The organism is Ferruginibacter sp., from assembly GCF_031430955.1.
GTDB lineage: Bacteria > Bacteroidota > Bacteroidia > Chitinophagales > Chitinophagaceae > Ferruginibacter.
This window is the reverse complement of sequence record NZ_JANPCM010000358.1, coordinates 1-15,611: the sequence shown is the minus strand read 5'-3', so window position 1 is coordinate 15,611 and position 15,611 is coordinate 1. Positions and strand designations below refer to the sequence as shown.

Genomic DNA, 15,611 nt, shown 5'->3' with positions numbered 1-15,611 from the left:
GTTGGAGGTGTCTAAAAAAACTTCCCGTATGTACAAATGATAAGTGCTGTCTAATTTCCATTGCTGCATATCGGCAGGTACACCTTTGCGAAATATATCAGTAATGCTGTACTTTCTTGCACACAAAAAAAATAACAGTACAAAGAATAATATGGTAATTATTTTTTTCATTTTAAACCAATAGTAGTTTGCGATTGATAATAAGTGCCGCTAAACGAACCATGTTCTTTATATGGTACAATATGGTACGAATTAAATATTGACCAGTGTATTAAATGCTGTACATCCCATTTTGTTTTATTGTACAGTTTATAATTTACAGCATAACCTTTTACCGGGTTGGCCACATTTAGTGTGAACATACTTTTATTATAAAAACGTCGCTCCTCTTTTTTATAATTCACATAAGCAAAATCAAACTGGTTGCTGGCCTCAAAAGAGTTTTGTGTGTAGCCGGTAAATTTATGATAGCTTAATTCTACCAGGTTAACAGCAGTGTAAGGTTTGCCATGATAACTGAATAATACACTGCCGGTATAATACCTGTCTTTTCTGTCGCCCAGATAAATATTGGAGAAAGGCACCCCCCCATCATTTGAATAAGAAATTTGAAAACGGGAGAAATGAAAATTTACAAAACCGGTACGCTGAAATTTTTTATCCCCATCGGTATTAAAAATAAAATTAGTACCGATAGAAAAAGAATATGCAAAAGGGTTTTTTAATGCAGGCAAACCAAAGTCGGCAAAATAATAGAGCGGTACATTACGGTTTATAAAAAGATGCAAACGGTTTTGCTGTAAAAAATCTTTTACGCCTGCAGTAACGGTGAGTGCTGTAACAAAATCTAAGTTTATGCCTTTTAGCCCCGGTTTTATTTTGCCGGGCTTACTGCTACCCAGGCCATTGTTGTACAATTGCAGCTCTCCATTAATTGTTGGGTAAATATTATTATCAATAAACGATGAACCAATACCACCGGCAAGTGCCAGCCTTATATGCGGCGCCTGTGTATTTTTTACTGTGCTAAACTCCAATTGTGCTTTTACAGAAAAACCATATTGCAAACCATTGCTGCTGTTTTTTATTTGCAGTTTTTCCTGTGCATAATTTACACTTATCACTAAACAAAAAATAAAAGTATGCAGCAGTTTATGGGGCATAAAAAATATTATGCAGTAATATTAATAAATTGATGGCGGTTTTGCAATACTGCAAATGAGGAATTTATTTAATTGAAATGACATGTTGTAATACTTTGCCCGCTTTATCTTACCGGGGGATCAACTTCAAAATCGGGCAAGTTAATGGTACCCCTGAAATTTGTTTTAATAGTAAATGAATAATAACCTCCATAATAAGTACATATTTTTATCAGGTAAAGTCCCTGCGTAACATTGGTAAAATAATAATACCCTCCCTTATCAGAAATGGTCACCTTATAATTTTTAGCTGAGCACAACATCTTTTCGTCGCATGATGCATCATAGACACTTGCATTTTTTACTACAGTTGTATTGGCAGCAGTTTTTGGGATAAGGTAAATTTTAAGGTCGGCACCTGTTTTGCTCTTTTTATTGCCCAGATCGTAATACAATTTACCCCTTATAATACCAGTTGCACTTTTTTGTGCTGCTGCGGCTAAAATAAGTAATAAGAGTGCAATTGATAAAATAATCTTTTTCATGTTCACTGATTTGGTGTTGAAAATGAATCAACCACTAAAATATTTTTACTGTTTTCCTCATCGGGTGCTATTACTTTTACAAGTCTAACCGCCGAATCGTACGTTAAAATTTTTCCTGCATAATCGTAATTCCAATAGCCGTTCTTGTCCCCTTTTTTTACGTCGGGAGAAAGCAGGTATTTAATATCGATATCAGAAGTGCGGAGGTCGGCAGCATCTCTTGAACTAAAAGCCGTAAAACTTATTGAAGGGAAATTATAATAGTTGCTATTTACTTCCACCGGAATATGAAATTCAAAAATACCGTTATCAATATCTGCAGGCGGTGTTATAGAAACATCGGGTTTATTTTTTCTTTTACTCAAAGGAAAACCATTTTCATCATACACCATTGCTTTAACAGTCCACACTTCATACCTGTCAGGTTTTTCAAAAATCATTCGGTCTACTAAAAGAAAGCAGCCAATAAATAAAAGAAAATAGCCTGCAAAGGCACCGGCCATATCTACTTTTAAACCTTTAAAGGGACCTTTTACTGCTATTACATTGCCGGGCAAAAATTTATACAAAATAAAAGCAGGCAGTATAGGCAGCAATATCCATAATGAAAAGATGAGAATTTTATAATATTGAGGATCCATAACCGGTTGATTTAAAATAAATCTTATGGCTCAAATAAAGGGAAGCAATCAAACGTACAACAATAAAAAATAAATTCAAATACCCTAAAGTGGTAATTTTTTATTGTGGTATGTATGGATTAGCAATGCAGCAATTTTGCGGAGGAAGATTAGAAGCATATCAAATGAAAATATCCCTTTGCCTGGGTTCATGTCTTAACGAACTATTTTGTTTTTACAAATAATTTCGCATTTACAATTCAGTAACAGTGGTAAAAATCGTGAATTCATAAAAATCGAAGATGGTTCGTGAAGACACGAACCAAGGCTGTGACACCTCAAAACTATTTATTGCAATCCTTTTTTCATCCCTTTTTCCTTAACTTAATGACATTGCCCGATGGGACATAAGGTTGGTAGAAATAAAATTTTCTTGCACATAAGCCATGTAGGGGGTAAGATTTTGTGTCGTGCCTATGGCACTTCTTTAATACAGACTTACATATTTCTACCAACCTGTTGCCCCGATGGGGCAGGCAGTATAAATAAGTAGAATTGTAAATAATAATTTTTATCCGTGAAAAAGATTCGCATATATTTAAGTTGGTTATAACTATAAAGCGACATCACCAATGAAAAAAACAATATTCCTCTTTGGCTTATTGCAATTTTTATTCCAAATAGGCTTCGGGCAATTCGAATTTGACAAGGACCCATTTTCATTCGCTGATACTATTCTTAAGAATGGAGATTACAATGTTGATTTAATGGCAATTGATTACCCTCTTGAAACCAAACTTTTAATGACAAAAATGACTGAAGCGGTTTCAAAAGATACAGCGTGGTTCTTGAAATATATGAACGAAAACCTAAAAGATAGCGGCAAGCTTAAATATGACAAAAGATTTGGACTATCAGAAGTTGAATATGATAAAATGCAAAACGGAATTTCTGAAGGAAAAAAATATGTAAAAGTTGGTGAAGAAACCCTAAACATTTCAAATATAAATGCAGATACTTTAATTAGATTTAAAGGATCTGGTTACATAACAACTATTTGTAGCTTGACCATAGATAAAAAAAACAAAATAATAAAGTATGGTAATACAGTCATCCCTTACAAAAATGAAATCCATGCTGACGATTGGACGGTTATAAAGGCTTGGAACGGACATCAGTTTAGATTTGAAGAAATGAATACAACAGATTTAACTAAGATAATGGAACTTAAATCAAAATCTTATCGTTTACTTATTGGGAAGACACAAAAAAGTAGACGCAATTATTTAAATCTTGAAGCAAAAGAAATTGACAACGGGAGAAAGCCATTAGATGTTGAATTCGCATTCTTTTTCTAACAAGAAGGCTACAGCACTTCAACTTTATATTTTCGATTGAGTAGCGATTCCGGGCTAGAAAGGTAATGAATTACAGTCCTGCACGTTTGCTGCAATTTTATCAGATACTTTATTTTTTTTGCTTCCCACGCTTTATAACTTAAACGACACAATCAAAGGGCTATGATCACTATATTTTGCCCAATCTTCATGTGTTCCAATTTCTACAGTTTCTATTTTTTTTAAAAGATTGGCCGAGGCAAAACAATAATCGAGATGGTATGGTTTGTTAAGATGCCGGTACAAGAAAAATGTTGGGTGTGCTTCTGCGCCTTGTGCAATATTTAAATGCGAATGATACGTGCTGAAAATATTGAGCGCCGCTAATTGCTCCACTACCATGGAGTGGTTGGTTTTACGTTTTAGTTTATCCCAAAAAACATTACTGTTAAAGTCTCCTGCAAGAATTACATTTTTCGATTTTAGTAAACGTTGGTAATGGTTGATGGCTTTCCACACCTGGCCTATATAATTATAATCTCTATCAAGGGGGTTGTAAGCCCAAATAGCAAAGAGTGTAAAACTAAATATCCCGTTTGTTACTGCTACTGGTAAAATAAATTTTATATCGGGGTTGTGAATTTTTAATAGTTTAAGTTTATAATTACTATAAGAAAAAATACCAAGGCCTTTGTTTTGATTGGTGCCATACCATAAAATGCTTTTGGGAGCCGGAGTATCTTTATTAAATTTTAATTTATCGGGGTGCTCACATTCCGGAACGATAACAATGTCTGGTTGATGCTTTAAAATAAAACCGGCTTTTTTTCTGTAAGCCATATTGCAGTTCCAGGTGATAATTTTCAATTATAGTTTTTTTATTTTTTTTATTGAAGTATTTTCTTCAACAAAACATAACTAAAGTTCCCCAATGGTATGCCGTTGAAAGGATTGATTCTTGTTTCTTTTTACTAAAAAGAAACAAGAACAGAACAAGTTCGCAACGATGATGCCATAAAAAACTAAAGCTGGTATCAAAAATTCAAATTGTTAGCGAAGCAACATTTTCCTCCTTACTCCTCCCCTTCACTTCTTCAAAACGGTTATCGTAATCGTTACGTATGGTGCCCATCCACCTGTCCCACCACAAAAAATATAAACCGTAATTGCCTTTAAAATACTGGTGGTGCTGGTTGTGGTTTACTGATGTGTTTATCCATTTGCCCACCACACTTTTACTAAAGCCTTTGGGGTACAGCTCGTAACCGAGGTGGCCGTAAACGTTATACACAATCATAAAGAAAAAGAAAATGAAAGTATGGGTAAGGTGCAAAGGCAAAGTAAAAACAAACACTATTAAAATACCGGCTTCCACCACGGCTTCAAAAGGATGAAAGGCATACGCAGCCCATGGTGTAGGGTTGGTGCTTTTGTGATGTACCAAATGTAAATACTTAAATAGTTTAGGGTGATGCATGAGGCGGTGTGTCCAGTAAAAATAACCATCGTGCATTATGGCCATAACAGGAAAAGCGGCAATGTACCAAACCCATCCGTAAGTATTTATATTGCTGTAACGAAAAGTATGTTTAGCCACAGGCTCGTAAAAATTGGTGATATAACCAATAAATGCAAAAATTAAAATAGTGATGATGGAGTAACCTATTTCTCTTGCATAATCTTTTGTTTGAGGAAAAGAAGGCTGTATTTTTTTAAACCGCCATTTATTTTTAAAGATGAAATAAAATAGTATGGTAGCGAACAGTGCCAATAAAAAATAGCGGATGCCAATGGCTTTGATGATCTTGTAATAAATGTCCCAGTTCATGGCTATAAAGTTACGGTATTTTCATTGGGTGAAGCACTCCAAAAGCGTGACGGGTGCATTTCAAATTGTCGCTAATGCATAAGGCAGGCCATAAAGCAAATTTTAACGCATAGAAAATGAGAAAAGGAGTTATCGCAGAGTTTTTCAGCGTAAACTCTGCCATCTCATTTTCTCTGCGTTGAAAAAAATATTGCGACAATTTGAAATACACCTTGTGACTAACCCTGTAAAATGTTGATAACTTAGCAATAAAAAAGTCCACCTTTCTGGGTGAACTTTTTTTGAACCATTTTTATATTTTACTTTTTTAAACGCTGGTAAAATTCCACTCCAATTTCACCAGTGGTTTCACTTATAGTTTGTTTAAAGGCATCTGTACCCGTCATTTCAATAGCAATATCAAAACTTTTTCCTCTTATAGAACCATAAGTTGATGCTACAACATTTTCGGTTATTTTATTAGCACTGCCCATTGTAAAAGTGCCGTAGCCCATACCAGTATGTATTTTATTGACAGAGTCTTTGTATGTATGCCCAAAAATAAAATGGCCGGCATAATAAGTTTTGTATTGAGTTGCAGGATGCATGGTGGTATCTTTTCCTTTAATAGTATAAGCCTTGGTTTCTTTCCATGCACCATCCAAAGCAGTTGTGTTTGCCGTACCTGCTGTTTCATATTCTTCTGTAAGTTTTACTTTGGTGTTGTCCATTGTAAGTTCGGGTATTACCTGTTTGTAACCTTTTGCTGTTTTCTCAATCATTAATGTAAAGCTACCGGGATTATCGCTGGCTGATGTATCTGATGCATTGTAAATAACATTTTCTTTTATCATGCCCGAATCGGAACTGTACGTACCAATACCAAAACCGGATACCGAATCGGAAGGGTTTACGTTGGCATACATCATGTAATCGGGTGTGTAAATTTTTAATTGTTTAAGGTTAGCATAAACGGTATCTCTTTTACCATCGTTTACCGTTTGCGAAAGCATGGTATATGCTCCCGGCATGCTCATGGCTTCTTTTTTTTCTGTAGTGGCGGAATTGTTGCAGCTGATAATAACTGCAAGCAAAACAATTGCAAAAATTGATTTCATTTGTTAATTGGTTTAAGGTTTAAATAAATAATTATTAGAACACAGGCGGGGTTAAAAACTGTTTTCAGAAGTAGTGCTGGTCAATATCCCGTATATGCAGAGTGCAGGATGAAACGTAAGGTATAAAAAATAAATTACCCATCATGATTTATTTTTATTTCGTGTGTAATACACAAAATACCGGTGTGAACCAGAAAGGATAGTGACTGGAGGAATTTAAGTTTTACAAGAAAAAGAGTGACCTTATAAGTTAATTATAATAACGGTATCTGGAGATTGTATATTTATTTCTTTAGTTGTGGTACCGCTGCTATGATTTATCTGCAAAACATATGTGCCGGGTATTGCAATACCGGATACAAAAAATTCGCCCTGTGCGTTAGATATGGAAGCCATGTCGTTAAATTCATGACTGCCTTCTTTTATCATAACTGCGGCATCGGCAATGGGCATGCCCTGTTTATTTTTTAAAATGCCTTTTACCGAGCCTGTTGTTACCATTTTATTTTTTTTATTATCCTGAAAAATAATAATAATAAAGATTGCTGTAAATAAGGAGAGTAAAATGAGCAGTGCTGATTTTACTCTCCTTAATTTGTTTTTTACAAACCCTGATTTTTCCACGATTGTATATTGTTAAATACCGGTGTTACAATTCGGGTAGCAGAGTTTCCTGCACTGTCGCCATTAGTATGTATGCCCACGCAAGTGCGTACATCCCCCACTTTTACCCAAACAGGTGCACCGCTTTGTCCGCCCATGGTATCAATATCATACTTAATTACCCTGCTGCTAACTGCTTTTGGTTTAAGTGCCATAAACCATTGCTGATCGCCATTTCTAAATCTTCCTTTATCGCCGGGGTAGCCGGAAAGATTTAATACAGAAGACATTAAGTAAGCATCAGTTTTTACACCAAACCCAAAATAGCCTGTTGCATCGCCGGGGCGGTAATTGGCAGGTAATATAATTGCGCCATAATCAAAATCACGGTTTTTACTTCCTGTCCAGCCCTGCACACTTCTTAAATTACTGCTTACACCAGAGTTGTATGGTTTTGATGCTTCATTACATCCGGGTATTACTTCAATACTTTTTGCCCAGCCACCATGATCATGCATAAAAACACAATGCCCTGCAGTTATAACAGTACGGGGTGCTACTAACCAGCCCGTACCAATCCACTGCGAATTATCTTTGGCAGTAATTCTTAAAGAACAAATAGCCCGCCATGGATAAACAGTGGTGTTAAAAATTCTTACCCTGTTATCTGTGCCAATAATAACTTCGGTAAGCTGTGCCTTTCTTTTAGGGATCAGTTCCGGATAGCTGGCATAAATAGCATCCATTAATTCAGTATCTGCACCGGGCATATCAAAACCTGTTTCTTCAAAACTGGTTTCGTTTTCTGCAGATGCTGTTTCTAATTTACTGAACACTTCTTTATCTCCTTCGCCGGGCCTTAATATACTTACGCCTTCAACTTCTTCTACTTCCGTTTCAGAAAGTTCAGGATACACTGCTGTTTCCTGCATAAAGTTTTGTACAAAAGAAGGATTGGTTTTTCCATAAGATGGGTTTTCAGTTAATGTTTCAACATGGGAATGCCCATTACCGTTTCTTTCAGAAATGCTTTTTGATTTCATAACATAAAATTTAATGATAAAAAAAAATTGTTACGAATGCTTGTAGTATTGAAACGGCAACAAAAAATAGTGTGCACCGGGCAAATTATTGCCTGCACAAAAGTTAGATTTTACTTTGGGGCTTTACTGTAAATTACTTTGCTGGTATAAATCCTTTACTATAGCTATTAACCATGGTTAAAGCCTGGTGCATTTAATTAACTGCAATAAAAATAAAAGTGAGGTGTTTAAAAATAATGCAGCTAATAATGGCATTTATATCCCTGCTGTTAAACTGTTTCAGTTATTTTAGGAAGAAAACTGAATTATCATAATGCTATAGTCCTTGTACTTTTTTGAAACCATCTATTACAACAACCACTTAATCTAAAAGTAAATTATAAAATATACAAATGCAAGCTTATTTGCAAATATTTTTTCGCACATTTTATGCATCGCAAAAATTTCAGTTTTTATTTTTTCAAAAAAGGAACAGGAGAAAGTAAAAATTAATTCATCAACTTATCCGTGTTTTTTCCAACGGTATATAAATGCCTGTTTATTAATACCCAACATAAAAAAAGCCCTTGACAAAAAAATAAAATAGCTGTAACTTTAGTTTGTTGTTTTCTACTTCAAAAATTTTGTCGTATGGGTTTGATGCATCAAATGAACGACTGGAGCAGCAGGCACCATCCTAAATGGCTGGTGGTTTTAAGGGTGGTGCTGGGCTTATGCCTTTTTATTAAAGGTATTGGGTTTATACAAAATAATGTTTTGCTTTCGGGTTTTATTGCTCAAACTTCTTTTATTCAAAATGCTTCGTGGTTAAATTCATTTATTCCCTGGTTACATTTGCTTGGTGGCAGCATGATTTTGGCGGGGCTTTTTACACGTTTTTGGTCGCTGGTGCAAATCCCCATTCTTGCCGGAGCTGTATTTTTTATAAATGCAAAAAAAGGTTTTTTTGCAGGAGAATCTGACCTGTTGTTTTCAGTTATTATTTTAATACTGCTGATTTTATTTTTTATTGAAGGTGGCGGGCCAATATCATTGGACAATTATTTTCGCAATACTTCAAAAAAATAAGCAGGGAGTTATATTATTTATGCTTTTATTTTTTTTGGGTTTATCAATTTAAAATAAGTTACTACAAATCGGTCGCCAACAATTTCTCCCTGCACTTCTGCTTTACTTACTGCATTACAAAACCCTTCCTTTGCATGTGCATCGCCATGATCATCTATTTTAGTACCATCCACAAAATAAGATTTGCCATTTATGCGTACAGCTAAATCGCAGCTTTTTCCGGGTAAGCCTAATTTACATTCGCCACAGGCCACATCTACTATTTGAATTTTTTTATTCGGATCGGGTGTTGCAGTGCTGCCTGTTTTATTTTGACTAAAAGCCGTAAGCATTATTACACTAAAAAATATGGAAAGCAATAAGGGTTTCATAAAATGATTTTATTTTGGTGAAGTAAAAATCAGAAAATTAAAAATACATTTAAACAGGTGTAAATAATTTTTGTACGTTAAAGATACCGATTGTTCAAATAAAAAACTTCTGTTACACCATATCAATTAAGCAGCATTTTTTTATTTCACATATTTCTTAAAAAAATCAATGCTTCTTTGCCAGGCTAATTTTGCTGCGGTTTCATTGTACCTCGTGGGTGCAGTATCATTATGAAAAGCATGGTTAACGCCTTCGTACATGTACAACTCGTAAGTAATATTATTTTTCTTCAAGGCTTCTTCGTATGCCGGAATCCCTGCATTAACTCTTTCATCTAACCCGCCATAATGCAATTGCACAGCAGCTTTAATATTTTTTACATCTTCTGCTTCAGGTTGTCGGCCATAAAAAGCCACAGCAGCCTTTAATGCAGGCAGTTTTACAGCCAAACTGTTTGCCATTGCACCGCCCCAGCAAAAACCAACACAACCTGCGTTACCATTGTAATCTTTACGGGTGGCTAAATAATCAAACGCATTTATAAAATTTTGTAAATTATTTTCTGCTTTTAATTCCTGAAATTTTTGGCGGGCTTCATCTTCATTTGCAGCTACAGTACCAATTGCAGATAAAGCATTGGGCGCAATGGCTAAAAAACCTGACGCCGCAGCACGGCGAGCCACATCTTCTATATGTGCATTCAATCCCCTGTTTTCGTGAATAACAATTACAGCCGGATATTTTTTATCTTCTTTCGGTCTTGCAACATAGGCTTCCATATTGCCAGGCACACCGGGGTAATTTATTTTTTCGGTAAACAAATCTTCATCACCCGTAATTTTCATGTTGGCTGCATTTACTTCAATTAAAGGAAGTACCGACATAGCAGCAGTAACACTTCCGGTTATTAAAACGAGGCGGCGTATAAATTCACTCCTGGTTAATGGCAGGTGTGTGTAATCGTCGTAAAGGTTTATAATTTTTTGATCCATAGTAATTTTTCTTGAAATTAAAACAATTAGTTAATAAGATAAGCTGCTTTTTTTAACAGCTTAAAACAATAACAGGCAAAATAAAGTGAGTATCATATGGGGGAAATATGACAAAAGTGAGTAAGATTTTCCTCAACCGGCCTGCATTTCTGCTTAAATAAAAATTGGATTGATATTTGAAAATTACTTTCATTATTAATCAAAATTAAATAAGATGAAAAAACTATTTGCCCTGGTAATTGTAGCATTAAGTATTGCTTTTACGGCTAATGCACAGGAAAAGGAAAAAGTTGAGGTTAAAAAAACTACTACAGTAGTTCAAAAAGCAAAAAATCCTTTTACTAAAAATAAAAAGTATAAAGGTTATAAAGTAAAACATAAACATCCTTATGGCCGTAAGCATGTAAAAAAGGTAAATACACAAACCGGCGAGGTAAAGGTAAAAACTGATAATTAAACGAGCTGTATTTTAATCTTTTCTTAATAATAATTGCTGTTCAACAGTAGCTGTTGATTATTTTAAAAGAAAATTTTTTCTTACACAACAATATAGAAATACGGTAAAACTTTGCTGTAATGATAAAGCAAACTGCTTTTTTATAATGGCAAAGTTTTTTTTATTTAAAAAAATATTGGATGTCTGATAAAACCAGTCCAATTAAAAAAGAAGAAGAAGTTCAACAAAACCCCGATCCGCATATTGACCAGGATTTTCCCGGTTTCCCTCATTTGCCTTCCAGCAAAAAAAACATTACACCAAAAACAGTTACAGAAAAAAAAGCTGCAGGTGCCGGCAATAAAAAAAGCTCAAAAAAAACTTATGGAAGTTAATTTTTTTTGAGCTGATTGTTATACTTCAAATTGGGCAAATTTCTGCTGCAGTAAAATATTATTTTTTACCTGTTGCAGCCCAAAAAATTCCTGCATACAAATGATTTAAAAATGCTGCATCGCTATAAATTGAAGGTAAGTGACCTAGAGCCGTATAAAAAGATCTTCCGCCATCAAAATTATGATACCAGGCAACAGGATGTAATTTTCCCATACCCATTCCTTTTTTTTCGCCCCATTGCACTTTTGGATCGTAAGAATTTTCATCTACCGAAAGAATATAATTAAGGCCGGCAATTTTTTCGGGGCCAAATTCATACCATTCATCTGTCCATAATTTATTGTTTGCAAAACCCTGCATGCCGGGGAATTTATCATCAATAATATTTAACCTTGCCGTTTGAATAACGGGATGAATATGAAACATTCTTCCCACCAGTTTATTATACCATTCCCAATCGTACTCTGTATCCGATGCACTGTGGATACCCACGAAGCCTTTGCCTGATTGTATAAATCTTTCCATTACTTTTTGCTGGGTACTGTCAAAAATATCACCGGTTGTATTTAAAAATATCACTACCTGAAATTGTTCCAGGTATTTATCAGTAATACCATTGGGGTTTTCCAGCAACACCACATCAAAATAATTTTTTACCCCTAATTGCTGAATTGCTAAAACACCAGAATGTAATGACTCGTGGTGCCAGCCTTTGGTGGTGGTTACCATTAATGCTTTAAATTGTTTTTGCTGTGCAGCAGCGGTATTGCAAAAACTAGATAGCACTAATAAAAAAATAATATAAATTTTTATTGCTTTCATAAAAATATTTTTTGTTGTTTTAATGCTATGAAGATAATGGAATATTTATCAGACTGCTTTTTTAAAGCAAAATAATTTTGAGATTACTTATAACAAGGTCGCATTTATGCCAAAGCTAAAGTGTATTTTTTGATGGGTGACTCACTCTTTGGGAGTGAGTCACCCATCAAAAAAATATAACAAATGATATGTACCTTTACATGCTAAAAGGAAAAATAATACCCATGGAATTTATAGATTATTATAAGATATTAGGAATTGATAAAAATGCTTCAGCAGATGATATTAAAAAAGCTTACAGAAAGTTAGCCCGTAAAATGCATCCCGACTTAAACCCTAATGATAAAGAGGCCCATCATAAATTTCAACAGATTAATGAAGCTAATGAAGTGTTGAGCGATGAAGCCAAAAGAAAAAAATACGATCAGTATGGAAAAGACTGGCAGCATGCCGACCAGTTTGAACAGCAACGGCAACAGCAAACCAGGTCACGATACAGCGGTACACAGTTTGAAGGTGATGATGACAGTGATTTTTCCAGTTTTTTTGAATCGATGTTCGGCAGTTCGGAACGCCGCAATAAAACAAAATTCAGGGGGCAGGATTATAATGCAGAATTAAAATTGAATTTAACCGATGCCCTTACTACTCACCAGCAAACACTTACTGTTAACGGAAAAAACATAAGGATAACCATACCTGCAGGAATAGAAAACGGGCAGGTAATAAAATTAAAAGGCTATGGTGCACCGGGTGTAAATGGCGGGCCGGCCGGAGATTTATTCATCACATTTGTTATTGCACCGCACCCACGTTTTAAAAGACTGGGCAACGATTTATATACCACCGTAACAATAGATTTATACACTGCTTTGCTTGGAGGAGAGAATACTATTGATACACTGGATGGAAAAGTAAAACTGAAAGTAAATCCCGAAACGCAGAGCGGTACCAAAATAAGATTGAAAGGAAAAGGTTTTCCTGTGTATAAAAAAGAAGGTGAAAGCGGCGACTTGTATGTTACCTACGAAGTAAAATTACCCACCAACCTTACTGAGAAACAAAAAACATTGTTCACTGAATTAAGTAAACTTAAATAAAAACTTTTGTATGCAAACAGAAGATATGATAGCAGCTGATGAATTTTGTATCAACCACAATATAGAAATTGATTTTATAAATTCATTAAATAACAGCGGCCTTATTGAAATGACTGTTGTGGAAGATAAAAGTTTTGTACCGGCAAGCCAGTTACATCATTTAGAAAAGATGGTTCGGTTATATTACGAAATGGATATTAATGTAGAAGGTATTGAAACTATTACCTATTTATTACAACGAATGAATACTATGCAGCAACAAATTGTACAACTCAGCAACAAACTGGCTTTACATGATGATGAATAAAAAAAATTTCTTAATCAACATAAAAAAATATTATGGAACATAAAAAACACTTTGAAGATTTAAATGCTGCTACACTGGCCAAACTGGAAGAATACATGAAAACAAAAGGCGGGGCCGGTGCTGAACATCACGAAAAAATAAGCACTGCCAAAGAAAAATGGCAGTCAGCCTGGAATGAATTTTTAGAGACTTTACTGGTTCTGGAAAAGCTGGAGATTTAATAAATGATGTTATTGATTAAAGTATTTTCTTTTGTTAAGATACTTTACCAACTCAATAATTAAAACGCACACTATTGTTATCGCAATAACTGCAGCCATTGCATAAAATGTAAGGGCAGCAGTTTTAAAAACAGTTTGCAAAAGCGGTACATAAATTATTAACAACTGCAGTATTACCGTTAGTAGTATTGCTCCCCAAATAGCTCTGTTGCCAAATATCCCTGAAGAAAAAATACTGTGGTAAACAGAACGTACAGAAAGGGCATTACCCAACTGTACAAAACACAAGGTTGTAAAAACCATTGTTTGCTGCGTTTTTACATCGTAGCCCTGCAGCACTGCCCACCATTGTATTGATATAGAAGCAATGGCCAATATTGTTCCCGTTATTAAAATTTTTGTAATTAATCCGCCGGCAAATAAATTTTCTTTTGGCGGACGTGGCGGCACCTGCATTATATTTTTTTCGGCGGGCTCTGCTACAAGTGCCAGGCCGGGCAAACCATCTGTTACTAAATTTATCCAGAGGATGTGGATGGGTAATAGCGGTATGGAAAAGCCGAGTAATGGTGCAAAGAAAATAGTTAATATTTCGCCAAGGTTGCAGGAAAGTACATACAAAATAAATTTCCGGATGTTCTCATAAATCCTTCTGCCTTCCCTGATGGCTTTTACAATGGTGGCAAAATTATCATCCAGCAAAATCATATCTGCAGCTTCTTTTGAAACATCAGTACCTGTTATACCCATGGCAATACCAATGTCAGATTGTTTTAATGATGGTGCATCATTTACTCCATCACCCGTCATGGCTACAAATTCCCCATTTAATTGTAAGGCTTTTACAATATTTAATTTTTGCTCCGGCGAAACCCTTGCATAAATTGTGGTAGTGGCAACAATATTTTTAAATTCTTCTGCTGTCATTTTTTCAAGATCGGCACCAGTCTTTACGCCTTCATGCCCTTTTTCTATCATACCCAAACGCTCTGCAATGGCAGTGGCAGTTAATGGTTGATCGCCTGTTATCATCACCGATTTTATGCCTGCCGTTTTACATTGTTTAATAGCTTCAATTACTTCTTCTCTTGGCGGATCTATCATTGCCGCCATACCTAAAAAATCAAGATCATTTTCTTCATCTATTTTTATGATGCCGGGATTTTGATCAAAAATTTTATACCCAAAAAACAACACCCTTAAACCTTCTGCAGCCCACTCCCTGTTTTTATTTAACCAACCGGCAATTTGATCTGTGTATTTTTTATCAAATACTTCAGTCATTTTTTTTGGGGCGCCTTTTACAAATAAAATCCATTTATCCCCATGCTGATGTAAAGTACTCATCCGCATTCTTTCAGAATCGAAAGGCAATTTTTCCAAAAGCGGAAAAGCACTATCCGATCCTTCTTTTGTATGTCCCTTCTCCATAGCATGATCTACCAATGCAGTTTCGGTAGAATCTCCCAGTAAACCTTCGTCAGAAAATTTTACTTCATTATTCAGTATCATCGCATGCTTTAATAAATCTTCTTTATCCGGTGCCGCCTGTATTTTTTCTACCGTCATTATATTTTGGGTAAGCGTACCGGTTTTGTCGCTGCATATATATGTAACAGAACCCAGCGTTTCTACAGCAGGCAACTTTCTCATCAATGCATTTTGTTTTACCATTCGCTTTG

19 protein-coding genes are annotated in these 15,611 nt (G+C 35.2%); 7 read left to right on the top strand and 12 right to left on the bottom strand.

Annotated features, from left to right (window positions below):
* Positions 1-167: 167 nt before the first annotated feature.
* The 3 genes from ACY65O_RS10225 to ACY65O_RS10215 form a co-directional block, all read right to left on the bottom strand.
* On the bottom strand, positions 168-1,163 hold the full coding sequence (locus ACY65O_RS10225; RefSeq protein ID WP_462220755.1) for a polymorphic toxin type 23 domain-containing protein: 996 nt from the start codon (positions 1,161-1,163) through the stop codon (positions 168-170).
* Positions 1,164-1,267: 104 nt separating this feature from the next.
* The gene (locus ACY65O_RS10220) at positions 1,268-1,687 is read right to left on the bottom strand and encodes a hypothetical protein (RefSeq protein ID WP_462220754.1); all 420 of its coding nucleotides are present in this window, start codon (positions 1,685-1,687) and stop codon (positions 1,268-1,270) included.
* 2 nt (positions 1,688-1,689) lie between these two features.
* A complete protein-coding gene (locus ACY65O_RS10215) occupies positions 1,690-2,328 on the bottom strand; it encodes a hypothetical protein (RefSeq protein ID WP_462220753.1) in 639 nt (212 codons plus the stop codon).
* A gap of 611 nt (positions 2,329-2,939) precedes the next feature.
* On the opposite strand from ACY65O_RS10215, the gene ACY65O_RS10210 reads away from it, so the two are divergent.
* Positions 2,940-3,665, top strand: a complete 726-nt coding sequence (locus ACY65O_RS10210; protein ID WP_462220752.1) for a hypothetical protein — start codon at positions 2,940-2,942, stop codon at positions 3,663-3,665.
* Positions 3,666-3,797: 132 nt separating this feature from the next.
* Here the strand turns inward: ACY65O_RS10210 and ACY65O_RS10205 are convergent, their stop codons facing one another.
* The 5 genes from ACY65O_RS10205 to ACY65O_RS10185 all read right to left on the bottom strand — a co-directional run bounded on the left by ACY65O_RS10205 (position 3,798) and on the right by ACY65O_RS10185 (position 8,215).
* Entirely contained in the window at positions 3,798-4,511 is a 714-nt protein-coding gene (locus ACY65O_RS10205; protein WP_462220751.1) for an endonuclease/exonuclease/phosphatase family protein, read from the bottom strand.
* Positions 4,512-4,686: 175 nt separating this feature from the next.
* Positions 4,687-5,472: a sterol desaturase family protein gene (locus ACY65O_RS10200; protein ID WP_462220750.1), complete on the bottom strand. Its 786-nt coding sequence runs from the start codon at positions 5,470-5,472 to the stop codon at positions 4,687-4,689.
* Positions 5,473-5,771: 299 nt separating this feature from the next.
* Positions 5,772-6,569 (bottom strand): hypothetical protein, encoded by a 798-nt coding sequence (locus ACY65O_RS10195; protein ID WP_462220749.1) that lies wholly within the window; start codon positions 6,567-6,569, stop codon positions 5,772-5,774.
* Positions 6,570-6,812: 243 nt separating this feature from the next.
* Positions 6,813-7,070 carry a carboxypeptidase regulatory-like domain-containing protein gene (locus ACY65O_RS10190; protein ID WP_462220748.1) on the bottom strand — a complete coding sequence of 86 codons (258 nt, stop codon included), beginning with the start codon at positions 7,068-7,070 and terminating at the stop codon, positions 6,813-6,815.
* A 101-nt stretch (positions 7,071-7,171) separates the two neighbouring features.
* Positions 7,172-8,215: a trypsin-like serine peptidase gene (locus ACY65O_RS10185; RefSeq protein WP_462220747.1), complete on the bottom strand. Its 1,044-nt coding sequence runs from the start codon at positions 8,213-8,215 to the stop codon at positions 7,172-7,174.
* A 630-nt stretch (positions 8,216-8,845) separates the two neighbouring features.
* Between ACY65O_RS10185 and ACY65O_RS10180 the strand changes: the two genes are divergently transcribed.
* Positions 8,846-9,283, top strand: a complete 438-nt coding sequence (locus ACY65O_RS10180; RefSeq protein WP_462220746.1) for a DoxX family protein — start codon at positions 8,846-8,848, stop codon at positions 9,281-9,283.
* Between the two features lie 17 nt (positions 9,284-9,300).
* Here the strand turns inward: ACY65O_RS10180 and ACY65O_RS10175 are convergent, their stop codons facing one another.
* Together ACY65O_RS10175 and ACY65O_RS10170 are read right to left on the bottom strand one after the other, a co-directional pair.
* On the bottom strand, positions 9,301-9,654 hold the full coding sequence (locus tag ACY65O_RS10175) for a DUF6370 family protein (protein WP_462220745.1): 354 nt from the start codon (positions 9,652-9,654) through the stop codon (positions 9,301-9,303).
* A 141-nt stretch (positions 9,655-9,795) separates the two neighbouring features.
* Positions 9,796-10,647: a dienelactone hydrolase family protein gene (locus ACY65O_RS10170; RefSeq protein ID WP_462220744.1), complete on the bottom strand. Its 852-nt coding sequence runs from the start codon at positions 10,645-10,647 to the stop codon at positions 9,796-9,798.
* Between the two features lie 214 nt (positions 10,648-10,861).
* Here ACY65O_RS10170 and ACY65O_RS10165 point away from each other — a divergent pair, with 214 nt between their 5' ends.
* Together ACY65O_RS10165 and ACY65O_RS10160 are read left to right on the top strand one after the other, a co-directional pair.
* Positions 10,862-11,104, top strand: coding sequence for a hypothetical protein (locus ACY65O_RS10165; RefSeq protein ID WP_462220743.1), 243 nt, complete (start codon positions 10,862-10,864; stop codon positions 11,102-11,104).
* Positions 11,105-11,283: 179 nt separating this feature from the next.
* The gene (locus ACY65O_RS10160; protein ID WP_462220742.1) at positions 11,284-11,478 is read left to right on the top strand and encodes a hypothetical protein; all 195 of its coding nucleotides are present in this window, start codon (positions 11,284-11,286) and stop codon (positions 11,476-11,478) included.
* 58 nt (positions 11,479-11,536) lie between these two features.
* Here the strand turns inward: ACY65O_RS10160 and ACY65O_RS10155 are convergent, their stop codons facing one another.
* Positions 11,537-12,301, bottom strand: coding sequence for a ThuA domain-containing protein (locus tag ACY65O_RS10155; protein ID WP_462220741.1), 765 nt, complete (start codon positions 12,299-12,301; stop codon positions 11,537-11,539).
* A 188-nt stretch (positions 12,302-12,489) separates the two neighbouring features.
* On the opposite strand from ACY65O_RS10155, the gene ACY65O_RS10150 reads away from it, so the two are divergent.
* Genes ACY65O_RS10150 through ACY65O_RS10140 form a run of 3 tightly spaced genes read left to right on the top strand, consistent with a single transcriptional unit; the run spans position 12,490 to position 13,929 of the window.
* On the top strand, positions 12,490-13,401 hold the full coding sequence (locus tag ACY65O_RS10150) for a DnaJ C-terminal domain-containing protein (RefSeq protein ID WP_462220740.1): 912 nt from the start codon (positions 12,490-12,492) through the stop codon (positions 13,399-13,401).
* Between the two features lie 10 nt (positions 13,402-13,411).
* Positions 13,412-13,708 (top strand): chaperone modulator CbpM, encoded by a 297-nt coding sequence (locus ACY65O_RS10145; protein ID WP_462220739.1) that lies wholly within the window; start codon positions 13,412-13,414, stop codon positions 13,706-13,708.
* Positions 13,709-13,740: 32 nt separating this feature from the next.
* Complete coding sequence (locus tag ACY65O_RS10140; RefSeq protein WP_462220738.1) at positions 13,741-13,929, top strand: hypothetical protein; 189 nt, start codon at positions 13,741-13,743, stop codon at positions 13,927-13,929.
* Positions 13,930-13,938: 9 nt separating this feature from the next.
* On the opposite strand, the gene ACY65O_RS10135 is transcribed toward ACY65O_RS10140, so the two are convergent.
* The coding region (locus ACY65O_RS10135; RefSeq protein ID WP_462220737.1) for a cation-translocating P-type ATPase at positions 13,939-15,611 on the bottom strand (1,673 nt) is incomplete at its 5' end.